This window comes from Rhodococcus sp. AW25M09 (assembly GCF_000333955.1).
Classification (GTDB): Bacteria; Actinomycetota; Actinomycetes; order Mycobacteriales; family Mycobacteriaceae; genus Rhodococcoides.
Genome location: NZ_CAPS01000060.1, coordinates 42732 through 58820, shown reverse-complemented (window position 1 = coordinate 58820; position 16089 = coordinate 42732). Strand labels below are relative to the sequence as shown.

The following is a 16089-nucleotide window of genomic DNA, read 5'->3' as shown; positions in this document are numbered from 1 at the left end:
TTCACCGGGGACACACCGCAGGCATCTTCGACAAACCTGTCGGCACCCTCGTGTACACATGAAGTTGCAGGCAGTCCGGTAGTCCGGGCTCCGCTTTCGCCGACTTTCTCGGCAACACCTTCGTCTACACAGAGGAGAACTATGGAACAAAGACGCCTTGGGCCCAACGACATACCCGTTGGAGATCCCGGATTCATGGTTGCAATAGAGGTAGACCATCCGTTTTCGGACCTCACGCCCCAATGGCACACCGACCTACTTCGCAGCGTCGACGTCCAGTCCGCGCTAGTGGAGGAGTCCGCGTTCGGGAATGCCCGGGTTGTCTTCCACACCGCCCACTGTGGATGGGGGGACGCCGGTCGTCTCGCCCTCCAAACAGAAAGAGTTGTCCGCCGGCTGTGGCCTACCGTCGCAATCGAAATCTGCCGGGCGGACGTATGGGGCGAGGAACCGTTCTTCGATCACGAGCCCCACGGTCTCGGGGACTTGCCCGGGTGGTGCCTTCGGAAAGATCCCCGGAGCGGCTCGACCGTCATCGTCGAGGTCGAACCCGAAGGAGGAATACCTCCCCGCCTTCGAGACTCCGACCTTGCGCACGTCATCCAGCCGGCGCGGAACGCACGGTTGAGTCGTTCATCCTGAGGTCGGCCTCAGATGATCGTCGAGCAGCATTCCGACCCCAACAGCGCTGCGATGTTCACAGCAAAGCCCGCGATAACGATCGGATTGAGTCGATCGATCGCCCGCATTCGATCCGTTCGATCTGACATCTATCGCGCCGAGGTTTCACATCGGGGACGAACCGGCCGTCGCGGTCTCGTAGCGATGCCGCAGATTCCGGACTGGCATTACAACATCGACGACGAGGGCTATCGATATGTCGTCGTGACCGACCTCCGAGTCCGGCTGGAGGGGTGGAGTGTCGAAAGTGTGGATGCCGACGAGATCGTTACGCGAAGTGACTTCACCTTCGGTGCCATCTGGGCCGATCAAAGTGGACGCGTGAACAGCACCGACGACGGCTGGTTGAAGGACGTGTGGGAAGCGCCGGTCGAACCAGGTTCACTAGTCCGTGCGTTCATCGTCGATGGTCGACGGTTGGAGGTCGATCAATGGGACTCGTTGGCCGCATGGATGATCGAGTCTCTGTACGACAAGCCGGTCGGATTCATCGTCGAGGTGGGCCCCAGCGACTATGTTGCCGACTCCACCGATGACACGCCAGTAGTGTGCTCACAGGTGGTCGTCCTGAGCGACGGTGTGGTGATGCTCAGACGCTCGCGCACAGAACTCGGCCACCTACTTCTCGCGGACTATTCGTCCGCGGGCCTGCCTCTCGACGAGTGGCAGAACGACGGCCACTTCGAGGACTGCACCGACGGATATCTGTTCACCAAGGACATTCGCCTGGTAGCGCGGTCGTGCATCGCCTGGATCCGAGTAAATGCCGGCGTGAACACGACGGGCAACATCGGTTGTTCCTACCGGTTCGCCGACGAGCTTCCCCGGTCCTCGTGACGCACCACCGAGTAGCTACTTTCACCCCAACCGACAGGAGATAAAAATGAAAGATCTTGGATCGATCTACCGCGCAACCAAGCTGAGGGACATGGACTCGGCTGCATTGGTGTTCGCGATCATGCACGAGATCGACACCGACCATGTCGACCCAGCACAGCTTCGCAACGCCCTCGAGTTGGCGACGGCTGCTCACCTGTCCCAGAAGCGGATCGGGAGAGCCGCATACCCGGTAGACCCGTACATCGTCCATCCACTCAGGAATGTCTTGCGCCTGATCAGGCTCGGTTGCACCGACACCGATGTTCTCGCCGCGACAGCTCTGCACGACACGGTCGAGGACCAACCGCGGGAGATCGTGTCGATTCTGAATGAGTCACGGCTGACGGACGGACCGAATCAACAGGCGGCACTGGATCTCATCACCGAGCACTTCAACACAGAGACCTCCAGATTGGTTGCTGCAGTGACCAATCCGCCGACTGATGGAGTGCTGTCCAAGGCCGAGAAGAACGCCGCCTACGCCGCGCACGTTGCAGAGGTCATCAAGGACCCCAAGGTTTTCCTGGTCAAGTTCGCCGACTTCGTCGACAATGCCGGCAGCGTCAAGTACCTCGACGACGACGCCAAGCGAACGAAACTTGCAGCCAAGTACGCCCCGGTGGTCGAGGTCTTCATCACGGCATTGAACGTCAACCGCAGCCTGCTCGGACTGAATCAAAGCGGTCTCGACGCCATCGACGCCCGACTCACCTCGCTGTCGACGTCGTTGGCCCTGCCGTAAAGTGCAGCGCGACTACCAGATGTCGTCTAGGCACTCAACGCGAAACCGTATGTCCTGTTCTACAAAATGCCGTTCTCCGACAACACCCATCGGATGGGATCCAGACACCGGAACGGTGAAATACCGTTCTCATGCAGTCGACTGCCCACTGGCGAATCACCCAGCGCCGAGACAGCAAAGAACCTGTGCACGTAAGGCTGTCCAGTGTTCGAGTTGACGACCGACCTGATGATCGGCCCCGCGTCGAGCTTCTGCAGCATGCTCTTGACTTCCTCGTGCAGTAGCCTTCCGTCTTCTTCGTCATAGGGCGCACCGATGCCGGGGTCCCGGGAGAACGCCGCACCGGGATTGGACATGATCTGGCTCCAGTTACTCCCGTTGACGTATTGAAGTTCATGTAGCGCATCGAACTTGGAGAGAATCATGGCCACCCGCGGCGTACCACGATCGATCACACCGGTAACCGTACGGAAGACCACCTTCGGGTCGCCGCCGTAATTCCCCTGCATCGGAACAAGATCGCGCAGCTGGTCTGCGATCTCTTCGACGCGGAGTGGGTCGAACATGAATAGAACCGCATCGGCGAGACCGAAGAACTGCCAAGGGTATCCGTCGGTGTTCGCGTTCTCTAGATCCTCGCCCGCCACGTCGCGGATCACCAGATACTGGCGAACATTGCCCCAATTGCCCAGACTGAAGATCAGCGGATCGCGTTGGTAAGAGCTCCCCGTGTTGACGGTCGGAGTGGGCTGCAAGATCCCGCGCTCCTCGTACAGCGGCCTCTCGTAGAACTCGCCGTAGTTTCGCTCGGTCTCGGAGTTCGCGGGTTCGACGGACTGCCCACGGAGCTCGGCAAGTCGTTGAAGCTGTTTGATCATGACGGCGATGTAGACCGTCTTACCCGTCGCACGCGCACCGGCCATCGTGATACAGGTGGCATTTCCCCACCTCCACGACGACGGCAATCTGTAATGACAGATCGGGCACAGATCGACGACGGGCCCACCCAACTGCTCTTCACCATAAGTCGCAGGAGGAGTCCAATCTGGCGCCGCATTTTCGGGCTTGCGTAGCTCCACTGTCCGGCCCATCGTGACGGGCACGCCTGCGAACGCCGAGGCGCGTTCGTCGTCCTCGGTTCGCGTCGGTGTTTCTTCCGTCCACGCAAACCATTCATGGGTCAAGAAGTTGAAGCAGCGCGGGCACTTGGTCATTGCGCGGATCCCCGCACGTCGGCTGTGATTCGTCCGGTGAGTTCCTGCAAGAACGACCGGACGATGCTGTCGACTTCATGAGGGTTGGCACGCAGATACTCCGACGTATCACTTCCGTCCGGCGCTGGGGACACTATTGCGCCCGCAAAACTGGGTGCGCGCAGCGCCGCGCGGGAAGGCGACGCGATCATCGTGGCGAAGTGCGAGTTCGCCGACTCATGTTCGCTGACAATCGAATCGGTCGCAGAATCCGTTACCAACACGATCATGGAATCCGGCTGAGCTTGCCCGAACTGCTCACCAGTTCCGAATCCGACACCGGGTGAAGCACTCGACAGTTGCTGCTGCACAGTGTCGGCCAAGTCTCCGGCGGTCTCGAACGACGCAGCAGTGGAACGGTTTCCTACGATGCTGACCGCAGGCTGTCGATCGTAGGAGATGACCGTGGAGATCCCCGCCAGAATATCGAGGATCGCGCGGACTGTTCCATCGGCGATGGCAGGCAGCATCGACGCACTCGAGTCCACTCGGACATCGAGCATTGTTTGCTGACTGTCCGAGAGCTGATCGACACGCAGTACCGATCTCGCAGCGGCCCTTGCCAAGGACGCCAATGGGCCGAGTTCTACCTCCGGCTCTTCCAACCGCGTCACCACAGCGATGCGGTCACCGTCCGGCCCTATCGTTGCCAGTTCGAGGTAACTCAGACCCGACACGTCGCGGGGAGTCAGCTGGGCCCTGTCGGGGTCCGTATCCTGAGAACTGTCGACGGCAACCGACACGTGCAGCGTGGTTCCGCTGGGAAAGGTCGAGTTCCCCTGCGCAGGAATGGCAACGAGCAACATCTCGTGCTCGACTCTAGGCAGAATCAGCATGCCTGCGCTATGCGCGATCACCGAAGGATCGGACGCTCCACCGCGACGGACGTCCAGAGCAGCCGATCCGGGTGCGCCGACCACCGACATCGTCACCATCAACGGCCGCTTCGGCAGGTGAGCTTTGCTCTTGCCATCCAGTACGTAAGTGACCATCAGATGGTGTCCTCTCGATGCTCGTGCACGGCTTCATTGTGTATCACTGCTGTTCGATCCTGAATGCGGGCCATGGCTGGTCCGGCCGGGTCCGCAACTCGAACCGGGCGACCCACTCCTCCACGTACCGCCCATAGGACGCGAAGACGATCTCCGCCTCGGCTGCTGAGAGTTCACGGATGATCGGCCACATCGCGTCGCGCAAGGACTCCCAGTTCGAGGGCCCCGTATAGAGCTGGCGGCGAGCAAGATCGGCGATGATGTCATCTTCGTGCGAGCGTCGCGCTTCAATCCGGTTGGACTGTTGCTTCGCGTAATTGAAGAACGAACGCGCGGCGATACCCGCAACGTCGACAACACCCGCCGCGATCAACCCGCCCAGAACAGTGGACTGAATTTCGAGTGCCGCCTGAAGCTTGCCCCTATCGACTGCCGGCACCGCAGACACGTCACGACCACGTGACTGTGCAATGTAGAAGAGGACCGCGAGATTCTGCAGAACATCCGAGGCCATCTCGACGGGTGCGGTGGATTTCCTGGTGTTCTTGCTTCCCAGGTCGGCGGCTATGACATCGAAGTGCTTATCGACCAACTCATTGAACTCATCGGGTTTCAGATCCGTCCACGCTGCGACACCCCTCAGCGCTGCCCATGACACAGTCGCGCGGTCCTGGCTGGTGAAGGCATCGGGGTCGGCGACCATTCGATGGCCGGCAGCTGTGAGCTGTGCCAGGACAGACGCGAGGCATGGTGGATCCTTCTCGTATACCACCGCGAAATGCGCCGATTCGGGCGGGACCGCCGTGCCGAAGCGTGAGAACAGCACATCCACATCGTCGAAGGACAGGGTGTTCAAGCGGCATAGCGTGCGGACGTCATCGAGTCGACTTGCCGCTCCCGTTTCGCGCACATCGTTCAAGACCCCCCACAATGCGAGATCCCCAAGGCTATGGGTACTGAAGTTGCCGTTTTCCGGTGCCCAGGATCGAACAAGCATGCCGTAAACAAGTTCCGAGAACAGGGCAACATCATGTCGAAGTTCTGGCGCGTCCGTTGCGTCCGCAACATTTCGCAGTACGGGAATCTTCGGATTAGCTGGGAAGACCCACCGGAGCACAACTTCATCAAAGCGGTGGCCGAACGGACTTTGCTGCGCAACTGGCGACGTCGCAAGTATCGGTCTCACGACGAAGTGCAGCGTCCGTTCGTCGAGACCACCCGCCTTCTCGATGATCTTCGTAGCCGAAGCGGTGTCCGAGAACTCCGCGACAACCGTCTCGAATGCATTGCACAGCAAGTCGATGACGTCGACGTCCACTGCCGCATCGCAGTTGGTCATCACGAGGAGGTCCGCAATCCGAAGAATGCGTACCGCCTGGTCGATCTTCTTTGTGAACTTGTCATGCGTCGCGCCGATATAGCCCTGAAGAACGGTTTGAATGGTCGGCGACAGAGTCGCGGGTGCGGAGCCGGTGAACTCGGCCCCGATCTCGCCGGCCCGGTGGGCGATCAACCAATCAGCATCGACAATCGCGAGGCGCACAGCGTAGCTCAACGGTGTCGACACCCTGAGAGAGCGTGATTGGGCTCGTCGTAACGCTGCGACTGCTCCCGCAGTGGTTTTCGGTGCCGATTCCTCGTCCACCTGATCCGAGAACATTGCCAGGCGAGACCCCGGCGCGAGGTCCGCCGGACGCTGTTCGGAGATGACCCGTGCGGCTTCCTTTCTGACGTCGTCCATGCCTGGCATCGACGCGACGGCCACAGCCAGCGGCCACATGGGTGACAGGGCAGTGTCACCGGCCTCGATGGCGATCGAGTCCTGTGATCCAAGTGCAAGAATCGCTGTCGAGTGGTCGATCAGCACGGCTTGCGCCAGCATCGACCAGGGCGTGACCGCGACGGCCGTTCCCGCTTGGGTCTTGTGGGGGTCTTCGTCGAGAAGGCCCAGGGTGGGGTCGTCGGTGTCGTCGAGTAACACGATGTCGCCTCGCCCGGTGAGCGCATCACGCTCGGAACTGGGTGCGATTGTCAGATGGATCTTGCGTCGAATGCTCTCACCGATCGCATCGGCGCGGTCGTGCGTGCTCCAACTGAAGTTCCGGCTGGTCCCCGGAGACATGAAGTATTCGACCGCCCCGATCCACAAAACGGCGGACGCTGAGTCTTCCACCAGCAGAACAACTGGCGGGCCTCCGTCCCACGAATGTGCAACGGCATCGAGCAGAACCTGGAACGTGCCCAGTCGGAAAACACTGGCATCCAACAAGAAATCAATGACGCGGTCTCGCGTGACGACTCCCCCGAGTGCCGGCAACTCGACTGAGTCAAGGGTTGCAGCCCTCGTATTCACCGGCCCGTACGGAATCAACCATGACGGCGACTTCCACAGCTCGATAGGCCTGAACGGTGGCTCGGCTGAGTCTAATTCACGATCCAGCACGACGTGGGCGAAGACATTTCCCGGCCGCCCCGACCCGTCGGTTCCCGCTTCCACCGTGTGCCAGTAGCCGGCACCGCACGATACCTTCGCGTACATCAGCCGGCGCTGCCGATCGTCGATATCGGCAGGCGTCGGATACCTGTCGAGCGCCGGCAGGAGGTCGAAGCGCGTCGCTACCCAAGCGGTAAGAATCTCCCGCTCCGTCGAGTCGATTCCCCCGGAGACGTCTTTGACCTGCCATCCGCCACCGGTTCGAGATCCGTCGTCGAACGAGGTGTAAATGAGGTGTGCAAAACGTCCACGGTCTGCCGGCATCACCGATCAGGACCAGAGTTGGGGTCGAGCATCAATTCCGACACGGCCGGGTCCAACATCGCGAAGCCACGTGCGCGTACCGGGTCGATGTCGAGGAACAGTCGTACGTAGCCCGGGCGACCTGTCACGTCCGCACTCCACCCCGTTGGCGTCCACTGCGGCACCAACCTCGGCGGGAGAAACTGACGCATTCCTCGTCCAGATGGGTCGTTCTGATCGCTCAGCGGCAGCGACTCACCGTCCCGAGCACTCAGTGGCAGTCGCTCGGGATTATGAACCAACATCAGCGGAGCGGGTGGCTCCAGTTCGTTACCCGCAAAGAGAGTGACCCCCAAGCGTGTACCTCCGTTGGGTCCCGAAGTTCGATCGAGGGTGTACCAAATTCTGGTCAGGCCGGGGTAATCCAGCGACGTGACGGTGCCGGTCACCCGCTCCCCACGCGAGTAGGCGATCGGAATCAGATGCACGGCACAACCATTGGGCGGGAGTGGCCGGAAGGTCAACCCACCAGCGTTTTTGTACTGAGCTGAGGAGATCTCCTGCTCGGACCGGGACTCGAGGAGATCCTCCGGCGTGTGATTGCGTGGACCCAGATACGCGAGCACGCTGGCCGCTGATTTCGGCCAACCGAACGTGACGAGTTGCGTGGCGCAACGTTCCACGATCTTCGCGTCGGTCACCGGCGGGATCGGCCGCGTCTGCACTGTCGTCTTACCTACTCGCGCAGAACCATTGAGGACGGTGACCGGTGTCAGGTACGCGCGATCCCAGCCTGTCGGCCAAGGAATTCGGCGCATCCTGGACGTGCCGGCCTCCCCTGCCTCGATCGGGTGCGCCAGCTGCATCGCTCGCGTCAGGCCCTCAACTTCGATGGCCGCCTCGGGTAGCGCTGCAAAGCGAAGACCGGCGTCGGGCGGAGACTGGGTGCGGTAGACGAATACATTTCCCGACTCGGGGGTCTTCCACGAAAGATCGAACGAGGGCTTGTCCGGGTGATCATCAGGGTGCACAGCCAGGTCATCGACCGGCTCGAGCACCACAGACACCAGGATTTCGCCCTGAGACGCGGAAGATTGGCGGGTCCCTTCACCCACGACGACTTCGGACAGCGCCCGGTAGAGGTAGCGCTGACCGCGTGCGACGCCCTCATCGACAAACCCAGTCAGATTGTCCTGATGCGATTCGATCTGATATCTAGGATCGTTGCTGACCGGTGACGCGCCGTCCAACGGAATCCGGAAGATCCGTACCGCGCGAGTGCCGGACCACGCGGACCAACGGCCGATGACGCGGCCCTCGTCTTCGCTGAGCACGAACTCCGACACCGGGCTGACAGCCTCGCCTTGAGCGAGCTTGTCCGGTTGTTGCATCGTCGCGTCGGCGTTGTCGCGGCCGAGGTGGCACCACACTTGGTAATTGCGCACGGCCGATGTGGGGAATCGTTCGTCGATCCACGTCGTTCCTGTTGTGACGCCGAGAAGTTCGCCGGCTTCGGGTTTGTACGGTGCCGAGTTCTCACCGGACACAACTCGATACAGCGCGACAGATCCCTCGGCGTCGGGATGCGGGGACCACGACAATCGTTGGCTCTCGCCCACTTTGGTCAGCGTCAATGACATCGGTACGAACGTGCTCTCGAAATTGAACTCGCAGAAGTCCGAGTGGTCGAGTCCGTCCAACTCCGATGCCCCTGCAGACGGGGCAGCCGCCGGCGCGGGAGCTGGCTCCGGGGTAGGACGTGACGGCGCAGGACGTGACGGCGCGGGGGTTGGCTCCGTCGCCGGTTGCCGCCTGTGGCTCGCCCGTCGCGCTGCGCGTCCGACGGCGCGCTCCTGGGCAGATTCGGGCTCAGAAACAACAGCCGGCGGAGCATCGTCCTGCGTGCGGTTAAAGGTAGCGAACACTTCGGCAATATTGCCTGCCAACGAGACCGATGGCCCGCGCAGCTGCTTACGAATCTGAGCGGCAGAGGTGTGGCCGTACTTGATCAAATTGTGGAATGTGACGTCTTTGATGGACGCGGCAGCGGCATCACCGTCGGCAATTCGATTGGCGCGCCAGGCAAACAGCGCGTCGATCGGCTTGGGCTCCTCGTCGGAAACTTCGGCCGCCTCGACAGGAGCGGAAACAGGCTCCGCGACAGGAGCAGGTTTGGGTTTCACCGGCCCACTGCGCGGCGTCCGCAGCTCTTCGGGCAGATGGCGCAGCACTTCGTTCGGGTCCATACCGAATTTGATCTGATGGTTGATGTGCGCAATCGTCGCCGACCAATCACGAGCTGCCGACGAAACGAATTCCGTCTCCCAGCTATCGGGATGGGCAGCGATGGTGAGAATGTCGGCGGGTGTCGGTACCTCGAACCCGACGCCCTTTGCCGCGTTGGCCCAGTCGGTCAGCGCATTGGTGCGCCGTGCCTGCTTGTCTGTCGCCATGTCAGAATCGGAACTCTCTGTTCGGCGCGTCGTAGGTCTCCGGTTCTACCGACGGTGCGGGATTTGTCGAACTGCGACGATCGGGCATCTCGGGCACGCTCCAGTCCTGCGTCTGGGTCGGCGTTTCGGCAGATTCGAGCCTCAGCTGGTCAGCAGACAGTCCGTCGCTGATTTGCGTCGCGACACTGACTGTACCGATACCGGCCCAACCACGTTGGCGGACATCGTCTTTGACGGCGGTCAGGCCTTGAGTCACCGCAAGGTCGGTGACCATCGACCGGTCGAAATGATCGACCCGGCCCTGTCCTGCTTCGTCGCCGACCCCGGCCATGAAGTCGACCATCGGTACGAAAGTCGTGGTGCCGTTGGCGAGCACTTCGATCTGTCCAACAAGGGACTGCACGAGTTCGGACTTGGGTCCCATCAGATTCATACGAGCTTTTTCCCACATCAGTTCTGAACCGGTGGACCTGAATGCACCGTCGAAGAACTCTCCGGACCACCGATCCAACGACGACATCGAACCGGCTCCGGGGGCTCGCCACAGCAGCGTCGGGTCGGCTTTGACGTCACGCCCATCACTTCCTAGGAAGTCTCCGACATTACCGAGTGCGCTTTCCCAGGGAGGCGTCAACCAACCGAGGCCGAACAGATCCTGCCGTAAGTACTCAGCAGTACTGGAGAGCTGATCGCGTTGGGGATTGGCGTATCCGATGCCAGTACTCTTGGGCAATCCCCAGGCAATCCGGCCTTCGGCTGCGCGCTCAAACCTGTTCGGTCCCAGCGGCTCTGCCAAGAATGCACCCAGAGCGCGGCTCCACGAGAGGTACTGCGAGTACGCGTCGGCCAACCGGTCGAGGTCGCGAAGGGCCGTGCGGAGATTGGCTTCGTCAGCAGAGGCGTTGGCCGCCGCTGCCTTGCGTCTGTTCAAGTCTTGGAACAGATCCTGCTGCCCCCGGAGAAATACGAACACCAAGACCACGATCCACAGCACGATCGAACCTACGATGATCAGTGCACCGATCCACCAGTCGAACCATGACTGCGCGATGCCTACCGCCGACGCGACGACAATCAGCACGAGGATCACCGAAGTGATCTGAATCCAACGCGCAAGCTTGTTGTGCCCTTTACTTTCGGCAGGTGGAGCGGCATCAGCATGTGCACGCAGGCGTGCCATCAGATCTCGGACCTCGTTGTGGCGCTCATGGAAATTTTGCGCCAGTGTTCGTCCGACAGCAACTCCGAAACTGTTGCCACCGCGCGACTGCCATTCATCGAGAGCAGAACCGGTCCGCCTCGCCTCGAGTCCGAGCGCCGCGTCTTGATCGAGTTCACCGAGCTTGCCGCGCAGTTGATTTGCACCGATCACATCGGTGGCGTCCACTCCATCGACCTCAATGGTGGCAGCCACGATTCCGGGCACTCGATCGAATCGTTCTGCGGGCCCGGGGATGACGTCCGCTGCCCGGCGCAACACTCCCCTGCTGGCTCCGATCTGTACAGGTGGCAATTCGGCGGATCGCGCACCGCCGTCGGCAAGAGTCATCGCGGCCTTCGCGTAGTCCTGCCACAGATCGGACAGGTCGACGCGCGCGATGTGGTGACGCTCGCTGTCGGTGGATTCCAGAGAATCACGCAGTTGGTGGGTCGCGGATCCGACTTGTTTCCAGCTTGCCTGCCGGCCCTGAGAGGTGCGCCCGTTGGCGACCACCTCATAGGCAGACGGATTGTTGCCGTAGACCGTCGAATGCACTGCTCCGGCAACCGAGGCGGACACGCTGTTCACCACTCGCGCGTACCAGGCAGCGGGCGCATTACGCAGCGCCGCTCCCAAGAACGAAAAGAACATCTTGAGCGCGGCCCAGAATCCGATGGTCTGGGTCTGCTCGGCCTCATACGGCACCCGGTCACCCTTGAGGACCGCGCGGTGCTTGCCCCACAGGTTGCTCGCCATCGTCTGCGTCGCCAGCGGCACGTCATCGACATACGTGACGGGGGCTCCGCTTTCTCGCGGCAGAGGCAGTCCGCCGTCTTGCTCGAAGATCTGCCGTCGCAGAGAGTTCTCCACTTCGGAAGTGTCGAGCCGTCGATAAAAGGATCTGGCCAAGCTGACGAGATTTCCAGGAAGAACGGGCTTGGCATCGAACGGTGTGTGTTCCACGTCGGCCCACAGCCCGGACACCGCTGCGACGACGGGTGCAGCGTGGCGTCCGATCTCGAGGGTGTTGTCGGTGGCGGTCAGCGCGATGTGGCCCATGCCCGGGCCGCGCGCATCCTCTGGTGCAACCAAGATGTTGTGCCAACCATCTAGGGCTAGAACGGCGTTTGCGGGAGGAGCAGCTCCAGGTCGTCCTAGCAGCAGTCGTAGCCGAACCACGTTCGCTCCGCCCGATGTCGATGCCAGCAGCTCCGCCAACCGCCGTTCGGTGTCTACCTCCAGCGCCGGAAGGCTGCCCGTCAGAGGCACGAAAACACAGAGCCGCAGGACGAAAATACGTTGCGAGGCAACGACTTCCTGCACCGTGGTGTCGAACTCCCGACCGCCCTGTACCCAGCAGGCGGCGGTGGGAGCGCGATCAGCGTCCGCGCCGTCGACCCACAGAAACGGCCGAACCATGCCGACTGCAGAGAGATCTTTGAGAACGTCCTTGACTCCCTCGGCCACGCCGGTAGGTGCCAAGAACACAGTCAGGTCGGACATCAGTGGTTTCCTCGCTGTGGGATCTCGAACGAGTCTGCGCCCGCCGACCAACTCGATGTCGGCGGTGCTGCCGTGAATTCATCCGCCGCAGCGGGCCGCAATGCTGCCGCGAGGCTGTCGTCGATCAGCGCGATCAGCTTGTTGGTTGCCCAGAACACATCGGGCGCGATGTCGCGGTAAATCGGAGTTTTGGTCGCTTGCGCTCGCACGGTGATGTTCGAGAACACGCCACCGCCTACAGCACCCGCTTCACCGACGCCACCGCCGGAGCCGGGCGGCATGTAGTGCTTGCCCGCGAAGTCGCGTTCTTCCTCGAGCCAGGACTTGGCTTTCGCTGCGCGATCCTGGGGTGTGGAATTCTCACCGGTATCGGCCACTACCGATGCGACACCGGTTCCGGTAGCGCCGGTACGCAGCCATTCCGTCAGGTGCGCCGATGCAGCGAGCCCGAGGATTCCGCCGACCTCGTCCTCGGCGGAGGAATCGTAGATGCGCCGCAGGGCACGGTACGACTGCATGGACGACATCACCGGTGGCTCATGTGATTGCGCGATGGCCAGCAATACGGATTCGAGAATGGCCGGTAGCCAGTCGTAATCCGCGGCGAACTCGGATGGCGGTGTCAACAACGGATTGGGGAATTCGAGCCATCTACCCAACTCGCCGTCGAAGATCCGCGCCGGCTCGATGAACGGTGCCTTCGGTAGCGAAACTCGGCCGAGCAGATGACCGAGGAACCAGCCGCCGACCATCGCCTGGCGCTCCGACTTGTGCATGGGCAACGACGCGGCCAGAGGGCGCGCGCGGCGCAGATTCCAGAACGCCTTCCGCTGCGACGGGGATGACGTGTTCCACTGTCGCGAGGCAGGCCCGATCACCGAGTTGTAGGCCAGCGGTGAGTAGTTCGGGTAGGAACCGAAGATATCGATGCGCTTGATCTGCTTCTCATCGGTCAGCGCGTTGACCAGAACGTCCTTGGTCGTCTGATCGATGCGAACGCTGCGCTCGAGTTCTGCCGAGAGCTCCTCGGCGATACGCTGGCCCTGAAAAGGGATGGCCGAGAACTTGAAGCGATACTGCATCTGCTGATCGTTGTGGATTGCCTGCATCGCTGTCTCGTTCACGCTGGCGAGTGGACGTGCCAGCGCGATGGCTTGGCCGAACTTCGCTACGAGGTCTCGGCGACGACCGGACAGTTCGGACTCGGCGGCTCCGCCACCGGTGACGTAGTCGTGCAATGACACCGAGCAGAACTTGTCGAACGATTCGCCGGTTCGGGCAACGAACTTTCGGGCCCGTGCGAGCAATTCGGGTGGCCGCGTATGCACATCGAAAGCCGAAGGCGAGGAGATGATCGACTCGCCGCTGGCTGGGTTGGTCGGGAACACCCGGGAACGCCAGGTGGCCGTCCGCTCGACGAGCTTGACGGTGTATCCGGGAGCGGTGGTTCCGTCGCTCGTGTCCCACTTGCCGGTGATGGCTTGAGCGGCAGCGCGCATGACGGCATCGCCGAACGCTCGCTGATCGGTATTGGCGCTGCCGATCGCTGCCGGCAGGTCCAGTTCGTATCTCATCTTGAAGTCACTCGAGCTGGTGAGCATCACTTCGTTGTTCGCCTCGGCGAACCGCGAGGGCACCCGCTCGTCCCGGTCCGAAGGCCATGCCGCGTACTGGTCGGTGTGCAGGCGTGCCAATCCAAGATCGCGGGGCTGTTCTACCGAGGCCTGCCGAAGCAAGGTGTGAGATTCGTTGAGTGCTTCGATCAGCGGGTCGAACAGTTCCGCCACCATCGCTCCGGCCGCCGCACTCAGGTGCGTGGACAGGGTGGCGTAGATCTGCCTTTCGGTGATGCGGCGCGCGCCGTCGAGGACCGCGAACACAACTTCCTGGGCATTGGACAACGTGCCCTTCAGTGCTGCGAGAGTGGCCCGAACATCCTCCGGTGGTTCGGAGATGTCCGGTGGGGCCTGCTTCGAAAGATCCTGTGCAGTAGGCAGTACCACGTTCTGCATGTACTTCGAGACCCGCTTGACCAAGGCCGTGGCGTACGGCAGTCCGAGATCTGCGATGGCGCTCCCCACCACATCTTCGAGCTTGTCCGCGAAGTGGAGATGCCAGCCGAAGGCCTTCGAGTACGCCGCGCTCTGCGCACTGGAGAGCATCGCCGAGCGTCGGGCATTGAGGTTGCGGTTGACTTCGGGCACCCAGGCAGACGCATTCAAACCGTTGCCCGACGGAATGTAGTCGCGCAGTGTCGTATCGATGACATGCGTGGCCAAAGTGGATACCTCGGACCGCGGCAGCACGGTGTTCGTGATCCAGGTGCCGATGTCGTAGGGCACCGAGTTCGCGTCGGTGTGGCCTACCGGGAGACCCAGTGCAGCACAGATATTGGGCCACTGACTGTCGAGTACCGCCGCAGCCTGCTCGTCCTCGCTTGCGCGATTGCCGGGCTGTACATGCCCGCGCAGCAGTTTGTCCGCGCTCGCGCGAGCCAGTCGCTGCGACGAGTATTCCGCGTACCGATCACGGCCCATGCTCAGGCTGGAGAACCCGAAAGATCCCCACGGCAACGTGTTCCACTGCTGATTGCCCCAGCCGAGGTACTCGCGGTTTCCGGCGATACCGCCGCCGTTGGTCAGGTCCCACTCGACGAACTGCTGCGTTGCCGTCTGGCTCATCATCAGTGCCGAGAGCCCACGTCCGAGGCCGCGGTAGATCGCGTTCGGGGTGCCGTCACCGAACAACGTCTGTTCGGCTCCGACATAGCGGCCGACGGGGAACACTCGGGCGAAGGGAATGAGTTCGCCTTCGCCGTTCTGCTGTCCGAGCGCGCGCAGAATCGCGACGTCGTGCTCACGCGCCGAACCTGTCTGGCTGGCTACGATTTCGCCTAGCATCGCCAGCGCGTTGGCCCGGACGCCGGTGGTGGCCGACGCATCGAGACCGTCGAAGATGTCGGGCGCAACCATGAACACGCCCATCAGGCGCGGATCGACACCGGTGATCAGCGTCAGTAATCGACAGATGTCCAGTGCCATCGACGCGCCCGCACCGCCGGCCATCGAGGACACGACCAGTACGACTGGCCGCTCACCCGGGTCGTATTTTCCGGCACCGGGGATGTCGAGGCTACGCATCTCGGAATCGGTATCGACCAGATTGAGCTTGCCCCAGGCAGTTTCGAGTCGCTCACGGACCGAGCCGGCGCGGCTCAGCGTGATCATGCGACCCAAAGCGCGGAACTGACCGGCACCGGTACTGAGCGGAGTGTGCACGGCCGACGGGTCACGTGGTGCCCAGGTAGCGATGGTGTCCAGGCGCTGCTTGCCGATGAACTGCTGGCTCATCGCGTTGTCCAACACCGAGTAGCTATCGCTCTGCGGTCCGGTGCCGACGTAGGTTCCGCCCTGTTCGCGGACGTGCCCTATACCGTCGGGGCCCGGCGACGGCGCCGTCGGAACGTCGAGGTGAATGAACTGCCATCCCGCCGGAATGGCGTCGATGCCGTGTGAGGCGAGGTCGGAGCGAAGCTGGTCCATCATGTATGCCAGCGTGGCTCCACCGGAACCGCCGCATCCGACGACGAGAAAGCGCCTCATTCGTCAACCTCTCCTGTTGCTGTTTGTCGAGAAATGGTGAGTCGTG

8 protein-coding genes and 1 pseudogene are annotated in these 16089 nt (G+C 61.9%); 2 read left to right on the top strand and 7 right to left on the bottom strand.

Going from position 1 to position 16089, the window contains the following annotated elements:
- The first annotated feature begins 825 nt into the window (after positions 1 to 825).
- Positions 826 to 1518, top strand: coding sequence for a hypothetical protein (locus tag RHODMAR_RS29045; protein ID WP_232433635.1), 693 nt, complete (start codon positions 826 to 828; stop codon positions 1516 to 1518).
- A gap of 46 nt (positions 1519 to 1564) precedes the next feature.
- The gene (locus tag RHODMAR_RS11725) at positions 1565 to 2302 is read left to right on the top strand and encodes an HD domain-containing protein (protein WP_008714737.1); all 738 of its coding nucleotides are present in this window, start codon (positions 1565 to 1567) and stop codon (positions 2300 to 2302) included.
- A gap of 59 nt (positions 2303 to 2361) precedes the next feature.
- Here the strand turns inward: RHODMAR_RS11725 and RHODMAR_RS11720 are convergent, their stop codons facing one another.
- The 7 genes and pseudogenes from RHODMAR_RS11720 to RHODMAR_RS11695 all read right to left on the bottom strand — a co-directional run bounded on the left by RHODMAR_RS11720 (position 2362) and on the right by RHODMAR_RS11695 (position 16043).
- Positions 2362 to 3516, bottom strand: a complete 1155-nt coding sequence (locus RHODMAR_RS11720; protein ID WP_008714735.1) for a hypothetical protein — start codon at positions 3514 to 3516, stop codon at positions 2362 to 2364.
- On the bottom strand, positions 3513 to 4547 hold the full coding sequence (locus tag RHODMAR_RS11715; RefSeq protein ID WP_008714733.1) for a hypothetical protein: 1035 nt from the start codon (positions 4545 to 4547) through the stop codon (positions 3513 to 3515). The genes RHODMAR_RS11720 and RHODMAR_RS11715 overlap by 4 nt, the downstream gene beginning before the upstream one ends.
- A gap of 43 nt (positions 4548 to 4590) precedes the next feature.
- The gene (locus RHODMAR_RS28240; protein ID WP_157226071.1) at positions 4591 to 6114 is read right to left on the bottom strand and encodes a hypothetical protein; all 1524 of its coding nucleotides are present in this window, start codon (positions 6112 to 6114) and stop codon (positions 4591 to 4593) included.
- 441 nt (positions 6115 to 6555) lie between these two features.
- Positions 6556 to 7305 (bottom strand): annotated as a pseudogene (locus RHODMAR_RS29590) (GAP1-N2 domain-containing protein); the annotation flags it as partial.
- On the bottom strand, positions 7305 to 9737 hold the full coding sequence (locus RHODMAR_RS11705; protein WP_008714730.1) for a hypothetical protein: 2433 nt from the start codon (positions 9735 to 9737) through the stop codon (positions 7305 to 7307). The gene RHODMAR_RS11705 and the pseudogene RHODMAR_RS29590, both read right to left, overlap by 1 nt.
- 1 nt (position 9738) lies before the next feature.
- A complete protein-coding gene (locus RHODMAR_RS11700; RefSeq protein ID WP_008714728.1) occupies positions 9739 to 12441 on the bottom strand; it encodes a hypothetical protein in 2703 nt (900 codons plus the stop codon).
- Positions 12441 to 16043, bottom strand: coding sequence for a tubulin-like doman-containing protein (locus tag RHODMAR_RS11695; protein WP_008714726.1), 3603 nt, complete (start codon positions 16041 to 16043; stop codon positions 12441 to 12443). Before RHODMAR_RS11695 ends, RHODMAR_RS11700 begins: the two co-directional genes overlap by 1 nt.
- Positions 16044 to 16089 lie beyond the last annotated feature (46 nt).